Source organism: Pseudomonas sp. Irchel s3b2 (assembly GCF_900187445.1).
Classification (GTDB): Bacteria; Pseudomonadota; Gammaproteobacteria; order Pseudomonadales; family Pseudomonadaceae; genus Aquipseudomonas.
Map to the genome: position 1 here is coordinate 43972 of NZ_FYEB01000002.1, position 14382 is coordinate 58353.

Annotated in this window: 11 protein-coding genes and 1 pseudogene; 8 read left to right on the top strand and 4 right to left on the bottom strand. The window is 60.2% G+C overall.

Annotation, left to right across the window (positions count from 1 at the left end; genetic code table 11):
* Nucleotide 1: 1 nt before the first annotated feature.
* Both gmd and CKW20_RS07020 read right to left on the bottom strand, forming a co-directional pair.
* The gene (gene gmd, locus CKW20_RS07015) at nucleotides 2-973 is read right to left on the bottom strand and encodes a GDP-mannose 4,6-dehydratase (RefSeq protein WP_095052300.1); all 972 of its coding nucleotides are present in this window, start codon (nucleotides 971-973) and stop codon (nucleotides 2-4) included.
* Nucleotides 970-1884 carry a GDP-mannose 4,6-dehydratase gene (locus tag CKW20_RS07020; RefSeq protein WP_095052301.1) on the bottom strand — a complete coding sequence of 305 codons (915 nt, stop codon included), beginning with the start codon at nucleotides 1882-1884 and terminating at the stop codon, nucleotides 970-972. The genes gmd and CKW20_RS07020 overlap by 4 nt, the downstream gene beginning before the upstream one ends.
* A 428-nt stretch (nucleotides 1885-2312) precedes the next feature.
* Between CKW20_RS07020 and CKW20_RS07025 the strand changes: the two genes are divergently transcribed.
* The 7 genes and pseudogenes from CKW20_RS07025 to CKW20_RS07055 all read left to right on the top strand — a co-directional run bounded on the left by CKW20_RS07025 (nucleotide 2313) and on the right by CKW20_RS07055 (nucleotide 11528).
* Nucleotides 2313-3890 carry a glycosyltransferase gene (locus CKW20_RS07025; protein ID WP_371857408.1) on the top strand — a complete coding sequence of 526 codons (1578 nt, stop codon included), beginning with the start codon at nucleotides 2313-2315 and terminating at the stop codon, nucleotides 3888-3890.
* Nucleotides 3884-5161, top strand: a pseudogene (locus tag CKW20_RS07030) (glycosyltransferase); the annotation flags it as partial. The gene CKW20_RS07025 and the pseudogene CKW20_RS07030, both read left to right, overlap by 7 nt.
* Nucleotides 5162-5218: 57 nt before the next feature.
* Nucleotides 5219-6064 carry a class I SAM-dependent methyltransferase gene (locus CKW20_RS07035; RefSeq protein ID WP_256585010.1) on the top strand — a complete coding sequence of 282 codons (846 nt, stop codon included), beginning with the start codon at nucleotides 5219-5221 and terminating at the stop codon, nucleotides 6062-6064.
* Nucleotides 6061-7209 (top strand): acyltransferase, encoded by a 1149-nt coding sequence (locus tag CKW20_RS07040; protein ID WP_095052303.1) that lies wholly within the window; start codon nucleotides 6061-6063, stop codon nucleotides 7207-7209. Before CKW20_RS07035 ends, CKW20_RS07040 begins: the two co-directional genes overlap by 4 nt.
* A complete protein-coding gene (locus CKW20_RS07045; RefSeq protein WP_095052304.1) occupies nucleotides 7203-8039 on the top strand; it encodes a class I SAM-dependent methyltransferase in 837 nt (278 codons plus the stop codon). The genes CKW20_RS07040 and CKW20_RS07045 overlap by 7 nt, the downstream gene beginning before the upstream one ends.
* Before the next feature lie 173 nt (nucleotides 8040-8212).
* Nucleotides 8213-9409 carry a DUF3142 domain-containing protein gene (locus CKW20_RS07050; RefSeq protein WP_095052305.1) on the top strand — a complete coding sequence of 399 codons (1197 nt, stop codon included), beginning with the start codon at nucleotides 8213-8215 and terminating at the stop codon, nucleotides 9407-9409.
* Nucleotides 9396-11528, top strand: a complete 2133-nt coding sequence (locus CKW20_RS07055) for a hypothetical protein (RefSeq protein ID WP_095052306.1) — start codon at nucleotides 9396-9398, stop codon at nucleotides 11526-11528. Before CKW20_RS07050 ends, CKW20_RS07055 begins: the two co-directional genes overlap by 14 nt.
* Nucleotides 11529-11538: 10 nt before the next feature.
* Here the strand turns inward: CKW20_RS07055 and CKW20_RS07060 are convergent, their stop codons facing one another.
* Nucleotides 11539-12168 (bottom strand): LysE family translocator, encoded by a 630-nt coding sequence (locus tag CKW20_RS07060; protein ID WP_095052307.1) that lies wholly within the window; start codon nucleotides 12166-12168, stop codon nucleotides 11539-11541.
* Between the two features lie 145 nt (nucleotides 12169-12313).
* On the opposite strand from CKW20_RS07060, the gene CKW20_RS07065 reads away from it, so the two are divergent.
* A complete protein-coding gene (locus tag CKW20_RS07065) occupies nucleotides 12314-12787 on the top strand; it encodes an Lrp/AsnC family transcriptional regulator (protein ID WP_095052308.1) in 474 nt (157 codons plus the stop codon).
* A gap of 74 nt (nucleotides 12788-12861) precedes the next feature.
* Here CKW20_RS07065 and lpdA read toward each other — a convergent pair whose 3' ends face one another.
* A complete protein-coding gene (lpdA, locus tag CKW20_RS07070) occupies nucleotides 12862-14262 on the bottom strand; it encodes a dihydrolipoyl dehydrogenase (RefSeq protein WP_095052309.1) in 1401 nt (466 codons plus the stop codon).
* Nucleotides 14263-14382 lie beyond the last annotated feature (120 nt).

Below are 14382 nucleotides of genomic sequence, written 5' to 3' on the forward strand. Positions count from 1 at the left end.
CCTACTCCTTGGCAACGCGTTTCATGTCCGCATCCATCATCATGCGGATCAAGGTGTCCAGATCGGTTTTTGGTTTCCAGCCCAACACGCGCTGGGCCTTGGCCGGGTTGCCAAGCAGCGCTTCTACCTCGGCCGGGCGGAAAAACGCCGGGTCGATTTTCACGTAGTCGCGGTAATTGAGGCCGATGTGATCAAAGGCGATGCGGCACATTTCGCGCACGGTGGTGGTCACCCCGGTGGCAACCACATAATCGTCAGGCTTGTCCTGTTGCAGCATCAGCCACATGGCTTCGACATAGTCGCCAGCAAATCCCCAATCCCGTTTCGCATCAATGTTGCCCAGGCGCAGCTCCTGCTGTTTGCCCTGTTTGATACGAGCGGCGGCGTCGGTGACCTTACGGGTTACGAACTCGATGCCGCGCAGTGGTGATTCGTGGTTGAACAGGATTCCGCTGCTGGCGTGCAGGTTGAAGCTTTCGCGATAGTTCACGGTGATCCAGTGGCCATAGAGTTTGGCCACGCCGTAAGGGCTGCGCGGATAAAACGGCGTGTTTTCGTCCTGCTGCTCGGCCTGAATCAAGCCGAACATTTCGCTGGTGGACGCCTGATAGAAGCGGGTGTGCGGACTGAACTGGCGGATCGCTTCGAGCAGATGAGTCACGCCCAGGCCGTCGACGATGCCGGTGGTCACCGGTTGATCCCAGGAAGCGGCGACAAAGCTTTGTGCCGCCAGGTTATAGACCTCGTCCGGCGCCGACTTGATCACCGCGCGCTGCACCGAGCAGGCATCGGCCATGTCGCCGTCCAGATAGACGATATCGTTCTCGATCCCCGTCTCGCGCAGCCGCCAACGCGAATCGCTGCTGCGCCGCGCCACCAGGCCGAAGACTTTGTAACCCTTGTCGAGCAGCAGTTTGGCCAGATACGCGCCGTCCTGACCGGTGATCCCTGTGATCAATGCACTTTTTGTCATTCTTGTCGTACTCGCTTCTCCCAGTCGGACAGGATCGCCCGCAGGGATTGTTGTGTTGTGATTTCAGGCGTCCATCCTGTGGTCTGGGCAAGCTTGGCGTGGCTGCCACAAACGCGACGCTGATCCGCACGGCGAAGACGCGCCGGATCCTGAATCAGTTGCATATCGACCTGGGCGAGGTCCCCCAGCTGTTCGATCAAACTGCGAATGCTCTGCTCGCGCCCCGAGCAAATGTTGTAGACCTGCCCCGGCGCGCCTTTTTCCAACAACGCCAGGTAGGCCGATACCACGTCCCCCACATCGAGGAAGTCGCGAGTGACATCGATGTCGCCGACTTCCAGTTGCGGTGCTTGCAGGCCTTGTTTGATCCGGCTGATCTGCCGCGCCGCGCTGGCGATGACGAAGTTGTCCTTCTGCCCGGTGCCGATGTGGTTGAACGGACGAGCGACCAGCACCGGCCAGCTTTCGCTCAGGCCCCATTGCAGGCTCAGAAACTCCGCCGACAGTTTGCTCACGGCATAAGGGTTGCGCGGGCAGGGTGGCTGGTGCTCGGTGATGGGCAAATCGGTTTCGTTGACCTGGCCATAGACGTCACCGGAGCTGACGTACAGGAAGGTACCGTTGAAGCCGCGGGCCTTGAGGGCTTGAAGCAGGTTGAGGGTGCCCAGCAGGTTGATATTGAGCGTACGTGCCGGATCACGAAAGGCTTCGGGAACGAAGGTCTGGCCGGCCAGGTGAATGACCGCGTCGGGCATCTCTGGCCACAGGCCTTCAAGGCTTTCTGGCTGTGCGAGATCGTACCGGGAAGGGGCAGGCAGCAGCTCCCACTCCGAGGTATCAGCCTTCAGTCGGGATTGGATGTGTTGTCCTACGAATCCACTCAGACCCGTCACGAACAGACGCTTTTTCAAGCAGCGACTCCCTTGATCATAAAACCTCGTCCATTCCCCACAGGCTTGATGGAGATGTCTTACAGACCGGGTGGATTACAGGGTCGAAAGACAGGCGAAGTCGTTGTTGTAGTTGTTTGGTAGCCAATCTGTGCCAATTACGAAGCAATTTCAACAGGTCCCGCCGTGACCGGTCAGTTCTCGTTAGCGTAGCCCTGTTTTTCTCGTCGGGCGGTTCACGAACCCTTAACGGATGTGTTTAGAATGCCCCTCGTCACGATCGCCCAGGGTTCGGCAGGGTTGTTCTGAAACTCCGCGAAACTGACCACTAAAACAAGAACGTAGACGGGCAAAAGATGATGGAAGGGCACAGGCGATACCTGGCTCTATCCGTTGCTCTACCGTCCTGAAGTGGGACTGCCGGGATGGCAGTTTCACTGTGGAATGCTATGAATTTCATTCTTTACTCGGCCGTGAACGATAGCCTGACTCGTCAAACAGTCGGTCGTCCTCAATACGATTATGCGTTTATCCTCCAGGCTTACCGACGGGTGCTCGAAAGCTTTGGAAGCGTTCATATCGTGGCGTCGATCGCCGAGGTCGACCCCCTTGCCCGGCGACTGTCGCAAGAGCATCAGGAAAGTCTTTTCCTCTCGTTCGCCGCGCCACATGACACTCCCACTGACCTGAGCTGCCCGACCGTGTGCGTGGTGGCCTGGGAGTTCGACTCGATTCCCGCTGAACAAGAGAGCAGCGACCCGCAGCAAGACTGGCGTCGTATCCTTGGTATTCACGGTCGAGTCATCACGCTCTCGAGCCATGCCGCGCGGGCGATCCGTAAAGCGTTGGGCGAGGACTTCCCGGTGCTGGTCCTGCCCGTGCCGCTTTGGCAAGATTTCGCCATCTCTGGCGAACCCGTGCAGCAGGTGCCGATTAACCCCGGGACCACCGTTGATATCACCGGCTGCATTCTCGATACGCGGGTGCTTGGGCTGCGCGCCGACGATCTGCTTCCACCGGTGCCTACCGCTGAAGAGCTGGCGCGCATTGAGGCGCTGAAGCCTCCACCCCTGACGCCACATCGACGCTTCATTATTGCCAAGCACTATCTGCGGGCCTGGGTTCGGGACATTGTTCGTGGCTCGTCACTGCCGGAGGGTGGCCATCGAATCCAGTATCTGAAGCAGTGGTATTGGGAAGGCGTTCAAGATCTTTTATCGGACACCTTGCGTTCGCGGCTGGCCAGGTACCTGCCGGGCGTGGCGGGTCCGTTACCCATACCTGCAGCGCCACCACTCGATTTGCCGGACCTCGGCCAGCGGGCCGAAACCCGGGTCGATGGCGTGGTGTATGTCAGTGCGTTCGACCCCAAGGATGGCCGCAGTAATTGGCCGCGACTGATCTCGGCGTTTTGTTGGGCGTTTCGTGACACGCCCGACGCCACGCTGGTGTTGAGAATCACCCAGGCCGATCTTGCGACTTATTACGTCGAAGTGCTCACCGTGCTTAGACAGCTTTCACCGTTTGCCTGTCGAGTGGTTGTGTTGCATGGCGAACTGGATGAGCCGCAATCGGCTCGGCTTTACCAGGCTGCGAGCTTCTACGTGAACGCCTCACATTGCGAAGGACTGTGTCTTCCATTGATGGAGTTCATGGCCCGCGGCACGCCGGCCATCGCGCCAAATCACAGTGCCATGGAGGACTACATCGACGAAACCGTGGCGTTCGTGGTCAAGTCCAGCGCCGAGCCCGCGGCTTGGCCTCAGGATGTCCGCACGCTTTATCGCACCCGGCAATATCGGCCGGATTGGGGCTCGCTGAAAATCGCGTTCCAGCAAAGTTACGCGATGGTCAAGGAACACCCGCAGACCTACGAGGCCATGTCGGGTGCTGCCATGGCGCGCATGCACGATTACTGCCTGGTCACTTCCTGGCAACCGCGCCTGCTGGCGTTTCTCGGACAACCGATGGCGGGCGAGGTGGAAACGGCCTCGGCCGTCAACGTGGCGGATAACGCATCATGCTGATCCTGATTTATTCGGAAACCAATCAGAGCACCATCACCCAGAATCTTGGCCGTGCTGAATACAGTTACTACTTCGTACTCAAGGAATTTCGCCCGGTACTCGAACGACTGGGCACGGTGCTGGAAGTCACCAACCCCGATGAGGAGGTCGACCGCCTTTACGGTGAATGCCTGGCCCGGGATGAAGCCTGCGTGTTTCTGTCGTTCTCGCCTCCCCACCGCACTGCCACTCACTATGCGTGCCCGACCGTTCCGGTGTTTGCATGGGAATTCAGCACCATTCCAGACGAAAGCTGGTACGACGATCCGCGCAACGATTGGCGCAATGTTCTGGCTTCGACAGGTGCGGCGATTACCCATTCCAGCTACACGGTCAATGCGGTGCGCAATGCCATGGGCGCCGATTACCCCATCACCGCGATACCTTCTCCGGTGTGGGACCGATTCTGTGCACGGGGACGGCAATTGGAACGGCGGCCGCTGGCTCGCCAGGTCAAACTCAAGCTCAAGGGGCTGTTGGTCGATAGCCGGGCAGTCGACCTGCGGGCTTATGCTCCAGCGCCGTTGCGCACAGGCTCAGGCATTGACTTTAAGGCACCGGCTGGTGAGCGAGAGCTGACGCTCGACGGCGTTGTCTACACGTCGGTGTTCAATCCCTGCGATGGCCGTAAAAACTGGGAGGATATGCTCAGCGCTTTTTGCTCCACATTCCGTGATGTGGAAGACGCGACGCTGGTTTTGAAGTTGACCCATTTCGATGCCAGGCAGGCGCTGAGCGATCTGCTGCCCAAGCTGTACCAGAATCAGCCCTATCGTTGCCGGATCGTATTGATCTACGGGTATCTGGCGGACGTGGATTACGAGCAGTTGGTGCAGGCAACCAGTTACGTGGTGAACACGTCCCACGGTGAAGGTCAGTGTCTGCCGCTGATGGAGTTCATGTCCTGCGGCAAACCCGCGGTGGCACCGTCGAACACGGCGATGGGCGACTACGTCGATGCCGATAACACCTTCATCGTCGAGTCGACAGAAGAGCTGACCAACTGGCCTCATGATCCACGCTCTGCCTACCGCACGTTGCGCTATACCGCCAATTGGGAGTCGCTGTGCCAGGCCTATCAGGCCAGTTATGAAGTGGCCCGACACGAGAGCGAGCGCTACGCGATCATGTCGGCCCATGCCATAGACCGCCTGGAGGCATTCTGCAGCCAGGACCGTACCTGCACGCGGTTGAAAGTGTTCATCGCCGATGTGCTTGAACAACACAAAGTGCACGGCAAACCTGTAGATCGCGTGGCGGCCCAGCTCCAGCGCAAGGAGGAGGAAGCCGTGCAAGCGGCGAACGTCTTCGAAGGCGCTACCTCGCCTCGCGACTGTGGCCTGCGCGATGCAGTACTGGATGGCTGGTTTCTCAACGACAGCGGTGAACTGCTCAAGGGCTTCGCTATCACGGCAGAGGACACGTTCCTGGATGTGGGATGCGGCGAGGGTGGTTCAACGCTGTTTGCCGTGCGCCAGGGTGCTTCAGTGATATTCACCGACAGCGAGCTGGACAAGGTGCAGGACCTTGCCCGACGCGTTGTGGCGGAATCTGGCGTAGCCAGCCTCGGATTGGTCAGTAACAGCCTGCCGCTACCATTGCGCGATGGCTGCGCGAGCAAGATTGTGTGCACGGAAGTGCTTGAGCATGTCGATGAGCCTGAACAGTTCATGGCTGAGCTGGTGCGCATGGGGCGCCCGGGTGCGCAATATTTGATCAGCGTGCCGGATCCGGTCGGTGAGCACTTGCAAAAAGGCATCGCGCCGCCGAGCTACTATCAGTCCCCCAACCATATCCAGATCTTTTCCCGTGAACGCTTTACCGAGCTTGTCGAGAACGCAGGACTGGTCATCGAGCACCGTCAATCCAGCGGCTTTTTCTGGGTCATGGGCATGATTTTTTTCTGGGCCAGCGAACGCGCCGGGGGCAACGATCTCAGTGGTGCCGTTCGTGACCGGATTCACGCGCCATACCCCCCTCTGATGGAGAGCTGGGCGAGAACCTGGCAAGACCTGCTGGCGCAACCCAATGGGCTGGCGATCAAGCAGATGCTCGATCAGTTCATGCCCAAGAGTCAGGTGATCATCGCCCGCAAACCGACGGAGGCTGAGGCGACGTCCAGGAGGACAGCATGAGCAACAAACGGATCATGGATATCGAGTTGTTGCGGGGCATTGCGGTGCTCGGTGTGCTGTTCCATCACCTGCACATCAACTTGTTTGCGTCGCCACTGCTGCAGACCATCAGTGTCTATGGGCAATTCTGGTGGGGCGTCGATCTGTTTTTTGCCATCTCTGGATTTGTCATCGCGCGCAGTCTGATACCGGCATTGCAAGGCTGCAGTACACGCCAGGAATGCTGGCAGCAGATTCGCAACTTCTGGCTACGCCGAGCTTTTCGTTTGTTGCCTTCAGCGTGGTTGTGGTTGACGTTGACGCTGCTGGCCTGTGTGTTTCTCAACCGCGCCGGCGCGTTCGGTTCGCTCCATGCCAATGTGCAAGCCACCCTGGCCGGGCTGGCGCAATACGCTAATTTCCGTTTCGCCGACAGCTTCCTTCACTACGAATACGGTGCCAGTTTCGTCTACTGGAGCCTGTCTCTGGAGGAGCAGTTCTACCTGTTGTTTCCGTTGATGATTCTGCTCTGCCGCAAGTACCTGGCTTGGGCGCTGTTGGCGCTGGTGGCGGTGCAGCTATTGACGTCACGCACGCCGATGCTGATGGTGGTGCGAACCGATGCACTGGCCCTCGGCGTGCTGTTGGCCATGTGGAGTGTGCGACCTGGTTATCTGCGCTGGGAACCGACATTCTTGCGCCGGCCATGGGCTGGCGTCTCGGTGCTGGTGGTCATCGTCGTGCTGCTGAGTATGCTGGCGGCCGATCGATTTCAGCCTACCCAGTACCGTGTCGGCGTGATTGCCATGCTCAGCGCGGTGCTGGTTTGGGTGGCGTCCTACAACCGCGACTACCTGATACCACGTGGACTGCTGAAAAATCTGATGACTTGGGTCGGCAGCCGTTCCTACGGGATTTATCTGATCCACATCCCGGCCTACTTTCTGGTCCGTGAATTCACCTTACGCTTGCAGGCGGTCGGTCTGCCCAACCCGGCCGGCCAGCCGATCCTGACGTTGCTGATCGCTTGCGGGCTGATCGCCCTGTTGAGTGAGTTCAACTACCGCTTCATTGAAATGCCCCTGCGTAATCGCGGCGCCTCGCTGGTGCAACGTTTGGGCACGTCCCGAACCGCCATCCCATCCTCTGGAGCCACCTCATGCTGAGCCTTTTGAAGAAACTCACGGGCATGCCCGCTGCCACCCAGCCGCTGACGCCAGTACCCTCGGTCCCGGACAAAGTCGACCCGTACATGCTCGGCTTGCACGACGCGATGCTCAGCGGCTGGTTCAACCAGCAAACCGGTGAGCTATTCACCGGTTTCCCGGTCAGCCCTGAGGACACCCTGCTGGACGTGGGCTGCGGTGACGGTGGCAACGTGCATTTCTGCGGCATGCGCGGGGCGAAGATCATCATCGCCGACATCGATGCGGCCAAGGTTGAAGCGACTCATAAGCGCTTGAGCGACACGCCGGCGCGGGGCATCGAGTGCCACGTCACGGACTGCAACCCGCTGCCGATTGCTGACGCGACCGCAACCCGGGTGGTGTCCACCGAAGTCATTGAACACGTCGACGATCCGGCGCAGTTCCTCGCCGAACTGGTGCGGGTCGGCAAGCCCGGGGCGCTGTATTTGCTCAGCGTTCCGCACCCGAGCTCCGAAGACCTGCAAAAAGACATCGCCGCGCCAGAGTATTTCCAGAAGCCCAACCACATTCGCATCATCAGCGAAGAGCAGTTCAAGGCGATGGTCAGCGACGCCGGCCTGGAAGTCATCAGCCACAGCCAGTACGGGTTCTATTGGTCGATGTGGATGCTGTTGTTCTGGGAGGCCAAGGTTGATCTCAGCAACGCTGACCATCCGTTGCTCAACCATTGGGCCAACACCTGGCAAGCCGTTCTGTCCTCGCCGCGGGGCGCGCAGATCAAACAGGCGCTGGATGCGGTGGTGGCGAAAAGTCAGGTGATCATTGCCCGCAAGCCAATGGCTGAGTAGGCTGCCGGGAATTCGTAAGAGATCAATTGTGGCGAGGGAGCTTGCTCCCGCTGGGCTGCGAAGCAGCCCCGCATTTCATCAGACACGCCACCGTGGCAGCATTTGTGACTGCTGCGCCCGAACGCGGACCGGCCGGCGGGAGCAAGCTCCCTCGCCACAGAGGATGAGGGGTCATTGTGTTTTTCATTCGTCTGTCGGCCTTGCTCGCCGCATTGCTGCTGCTCAACGGTTGCGAGCGACAGGACGCGCCGCCGCTCGATCAGCAACTCTATGTCTGGCAACGACAATGGACGCCGGCCCATGACGCTGCGCTGCGCGACAGCCGTGCCGATTTCTCGACCTTGCGCGTGCTGGCTTTGCAGGTGTTTCCGCAGGCCGGCTGGAGCCGGGCGTGGATCGATCCGGCGCTGCTCAAGCGTGATGGTCGGCCGCTGATTGCAGTGATTCGTCTGGATGGCCAGCTCAAGGGGCTGGATCAGGACGAGGTCACCGCGCAAATCCAGCAAGTACTCAGCGATTGGCAAGGGCAGGGGCTGATCGTCTCCGGCGTGGAAATCGACCACGATGCGGGTAACGCCCGGCTACCGGCCTACCGCGAATTCCTCACGCATTTACGCGCTGTTCTGCCGGCTTCATTGCCACTGAGCATCACCGCGTTGCCGGCCTGGCTCCACAGCCCTGAATTGCCGGCGCTGCTGGCGACGGTCGACAGCAGCGTCTTGCAGGTGCACGCGGTGAGCGATCCACGGCGTGGGCTGTTCGACCCGGATCGGGCGCGGCAGTGGGCCAAGGCCTGGAGCCGAATTACCTCGAAACCATTTTATCTGGCGCTGCCGGCTTATGGCGTGGCGCTGTTGCCGGGGGCCGGTGGCGCGCCGGTCGTGGAAAGCGAAGTGCCGATCGAGCGGGGTGGCAAGCGCCGTGAGTTACTGGCGGATCCGCTCCAGTTGAGCAAGCTGGGCGCCGAGTTACGCGCCGATCCGCCGGCTCATCTGGCCGGGCTGATCTGGTTTCGTCTGCCGCTGGCCAATGATCGCAGGGCCTGGAGCCTGACGACGCTAATTGCGGTGGTGCGTGGCGATACGCTCGACACTCGTGTGGGGCTGAAGCTCTCGACGCAGGACGGCCTCTACGACATTAGCGTCAGCAACCAAGGCAACCTCGACAGCGCCTGGCCCGAACGCCTGACGCTGGCGGTGCAGGGCTGCGAGGGCGCCGATGCATTGGCCGGTTATGCGTTGCAACAGCGCCCCGATCTGCTTACCTTCACCCGCCTGCGCGAGGGTCGAATCCCGGCCGGCGGGCAGCGCGCCATCGGTTGGGCACGCTGCGCACATATTGATCAAGGAGGTTCGAATGTTCACCCGTAACTGGCCCCGCCATGTGCTTTGCCTGAGCCTCAGCCTGCCGTTGGGTTCGGCGCTGGCCTGCGGGCCGGACTTCCCCATGCGCCTGCTGGACAACCGTGGCCAGTCGCTGGCGGAACTGCCGGAAGGCAACTTCAACGTCGAGATCAACCGCCTCGGGCATCCCATCGCGGGACTGAAAAATGCCACCGCAGCCACCAACATTCCGGGGGACGGTTACGGCGATGCGCCGGATTACGCGGGTCAGCGCAACACCGCCGAACAGGTCGGTCTGACGCCTGAACAGCAAGCGCTGGTGCAACAGCTGCGCAGCCTGACCGATGCCCGTCAGGTTGAAGAGCAAGGCTCGAATCTGCCGACCGAGCACATGTTCTATCTGGCGGGTGCTGTGGCGTTCAACGCCGGTGACCATGGTTTGGCCGCCGAATACTTTCAGAAGGTGCTGGCGCTGCCGGCGGATCAACGTGCGTTGCGCAGTACCTGGGCGGCTTACTCGTTGGGGCGGGCACTGTTTGCCATGAGTTCAGAGGCGGGCGCGGGTCCCGACCTGTTGGCTCAATCTCGAAAGGCTTTCGAGCAGACTCGTCAATTGAGTATCGACGGCTTCAGCGACCCGTTGGAGCTGGGTGTCGCCAGCCTCGGCGAAGAAGCGCGAGTAGCCCGCACTGCGGGTGATTGGGACAGCGCCATTGAACTCTACGCCACGCAGAACCTCCACGGTTCGGCAGTGGGTTATAGCTCGCTGAAGCTGTTGATGGCCGATCTGGCGGCGATGCCTGACGATCAATTGGCCGGTTTGCTCAAGGGCAAAGCGGTGCAGCAACTGGTGACAGCGTCGTTGATCAGTCGACTGGGCTGGTCATTCGGTGATCAGCCGCCGAACGAACAGAAACTGATCAAGCTGCTGCAAAACAGCACCCGTGGCAGCCTGGATAACGCTGATCGCCTGGCGGCGATGAATTATCAACAAGGCGATTACGCCAGCGCCAAAGCCTTCCTTGAGCTGGCCGGTGACGGCGGCCTCGCGTGGTGGCTGCGGGCCAAACTGGCGTTGCGTGATGGCGACAAAAACGCTGCCGCTGCGGCCTATGCCAAGGCAGCCCAGGCCTTCCCGCAGAACGAGTCTTGGGGCGAACGACGGACCCCGGACTGGGATTACGAAACAGTGCAGCCCAAGTGCCGGGTCGACGGCGAAAGCGCGATCCTGGCCCTGCAGCGTGGGGATTATCTGCAAGCCTTTGATCAGCTCTATCGCAGCCAAAGCATTTACTGGTACGACGCAGCCACCGTGGCCGAGCGGGTGCTGACCCTCGATGAACTCAAGCAATACGTCGACACTCAGGTGCCGGTACCGCCGCCGCTCAGCCAGCAGGATCGCGATAATTATGTGCCATTGCCGGTGGCTGCGAACCTGCGCAATTTGCTCGGGCGGCGCCTGCTGCGTGAAGAACGTTACGACGAAGCCCCGGCTTACTTCGACAACGTCGATCTGCAGAACAAGGCCAAGGCGTATGGGCAGTTGCGTCAGGAGGCGGACGCTGCCTGGTGGCCGACCAAACGTGCCGCGGCGTTGTTCAATGCCGCTGGGATGGCACGCCGATGGGGAATGGAGCTTCTCGGCTACGAAATGGCGCCGGATTACGCCACATTTGGTGGTAATTACAGCCTTGAGAGCCGTGAGCTAAAGGTCGGCCCGTTAGTGGCTGAAGATGAAGTCCTGCGTCAGCAAGCCAGCGCTGCTCAACCCGATGAGCGCTACCACTATCGTTATGTTGCAACGGCTTTGGCCAGTCGTGCTGCCGATAATCTGCCCCATACCAGCCAGGCTTTTGCGGCGGTGTTGTGTGCGGCGGCGGGGTGGAACACCAGCCTTGAAGAGGAAAGTGCCTTCTATCAACGCTATGTGAAAGAAGGCCCGTACGTGGATTGGGCGGAGAACTTCGGTCACCAATGCCCTTATCCCGACTTTGAAAACGCCAGCAAACGTTATGTCACCCAGGCCACCGATGCTACGCGTTCGATGCTGCGGCCCTACAAGAAACCGGTGCAGGTAGGCGCTATTGTGGCGATCACGGCGGCGGCTTTGCTGCTGATCAGTCGCCGCCGCCGTAGAGCGCGATAACCCTCAAGCCTCAAGCCTGCTGCACAAAGGTCAGCCGCACCGCGAAGCCAATCAGCAGGCTACCGAACAACCACTGCTGCACCCGCTGGGCCGAGGGACTGCGTTGCAGCCAGCGGCCCAGTGCGGCGCCGACCAGCGCGTAGGCGCTGTCGAACAACAACCCGACACCGACCAGCATCACGCCCAGTGTCGCAAATTGCGCGAGCACTGGCCCGGCATGCGGCTCAATGAACTGGGGCAACAGCACCGAACAGAACAGCAGCGCCTTGGGGTTAAGCAGGTTGGTCAGCAAACCGCGCTGGATCGCCTCGCGCCAATGCGGTTTTTCGGTGGTTGCGTCGGAACCGCTCAAGCCAGGCAGCATCGTGGTGCGCAGGCACTGAATGCCGATCCACAGCAGGTACGCGGCCCCGACCAGGCGCACCACGTCAAAAGTCCAGGGCGCCGTCTTGAACAGCGCCGCCAAACCCAACGCCGCCAAGGCCACATGACAACCACGCGCCACGCCCAGCCCCAACGCCGTGGCCAGCGCCGCGCCTTTGCCCTGACGTGCGCCGGTCTGCAGCAGCAGAATCATGTCCGGGCCGGGCAACAGGTACACCACCGCCAGTGCCATGAAAAACAGCCAGAGTCCTGCCATGTTGCACCCCATTCGTTGTCGATTTGGTGGGATCAGTCTATGGCTGAAGAGCAGGGCAGGTGGTTGCGTAGTCAGCTTCTAAAGCTTCCATATTTGGCATAACCTGCCACTTTATGATGATCTAACCATCGGGATCTGCCAAACCATGAAACTGGACGCCTACGACCGCAAGATTCTCGCGGCGCTGCAACGGGACGGACGCCTGAGCAACGTGCAATTGGCTGACGAAATCGGTTTGTCTGCCTCGCCTTGTTTGCGTCGGGTACGGATGCTGGAAGAGGCGGGAGTGATTCGCGGCTATCAGGCCAATCTGGATCGAGATGAAGTGGGCCTTGGGCTGACAGTGTTTGTCGGGGTCAAAGTCGAACGACACAACGATGAACAGGCCGAAGCCTTTCGCCTGGCCGTGACGGCATTGCCTGAGGTGGTTTCGGCGTTCCTGGTGTCAGGAGAGTCGGATTTTCTGCTGCAAGTGGTGGTGCCGGATTTGCGCGCCTATGACCGTTTTCTCACCGGGCGACTGCTGAAGTTGCCGGGTGTGAGCGACATCCGCAGCAACTTTGCGATTCACACGGTGAAGACGCCAGGGGCATTGCCGTTGGAGCATTTGCCGCTTTAGACCGAGTCAGGATCGTTCCCATGCTCTGCGTGGGAACGATCAAGCGGTAGACCAGCTGCCGCCAATCTCCGGCCCTACATCTGCGTCGCCATCCCCTCCACATCCATTGCCGCCTGGCGCAAGGCTTCGGAGCGGGTCGGGTGGGGATGACAGGTCAGGGCGATGTCTTCGGCCGAGGCGCTGAACTCCATGGCCACGCAATATTCGCTAATCATTTCACTGACGCTGGGGCCCACAAGGTGCACGCCGAGGACTTCGTCGGTGCGCTCATCGGCCAATACTTTGGCGAAGCCTTCGGTTTCATGGTTGATCTTCGCCCGGCTGTTGGCGGTGAAGGGAAATTTGCCGACCTTATAGGCGCGACCTTCGGCCTTCAGCTGTTCTTCGGTCTTACCGACGCTGGCCAACTCCGGTTTGGTGTAGATCACGCTGGGGATCAGGTCGTAATTGACCTCCCCGGCCTTGCCGACGATCTGTTCTATGCAGGCCATGGCTTCGTCTTCGGCCTTGTGGGCGAGCATTGGCCCCGACGTCACATCACCGATAACCCAGACGCCAGCGGCCTCGGTGCGGTGGCCCTTATTGGCGAGCATCCCGCGTTTGTCCGTGGCGAGACCGACGTTTTCCAACCCCAAGCCTTGGGTATAAGGGCGTCGACCAATGGCCACCAACACGTAATCGGCTTCAAGTAACTCGGCGGTGCCACCCGCGGCCGGTTCGACGCTGAGCTGAACACCGCTCGCCGATGTCGTGGCGCTGGTGACTTTGGAACTCAACTTGAAGCTGATGCCTTGCTTGCTCAATGAGCGCTGAAGGGCCTTGCCCGCTTCGCCATCTACACCGGGGCAGATCCGATCGAGAAATTCGACCACCGTCACCTGAGCACCCAGGCGCCGCCATACCGAGCCCAACTCCAGGCCGATCACCCCGGCACCGATCACCACCAGGTGCTTCGGTACTTCGTTCAGCGACAGGGCGCCCGTGGAGTCGAGGATGCGTTTGTTATCGATGTCCACGCCGGGCAGGGGAGTGGGTTCGGAACCGGTGGCGATAACGATGTCCTTGGCGCTCAGCTCTGTCTTGACGCCCTGGCTGTCGGTCACCGTGACTTTGCCCGGCCCGTCGATGTGGCCCCAGCCCTTGATCCAGTCGACTTTATTTTTGCGAAACAGAAACTCGATGCCCTTGGTCAGCCCGGTAACGCTTTCATCCTTTTGTTTCATCATTTGAGCAAGGTTGAGGACAGGTTTGACCTCAATCCCCAGGTTGGCGAATTCCGCCCCCATAGCCGCATCGTAGAGTTCGGAGGCATGCAGCAGGGCTTTGGACGGCATGCAGCCAACATTCAGGCAGGTCCCGCCCAGAGTGGCACGGCCTTCCACGCACGCCGCTTTCAGACCCAATTGGCCGGCGCGGATCGCTGCGTTATAACCGCCGGGGCCTGCGCCCATAATCACGACGTCATAGGTGCTCATTGTGGTACTCCTGATGAAAGGGTGCAGGATCGATAAAAGTAGCCTTCGATAAAAATTACGAACGTAATATGTACGTTTCGAGCCATTTCGGTCAAGGCTTCAGCTTGGCGACAGGTTCAG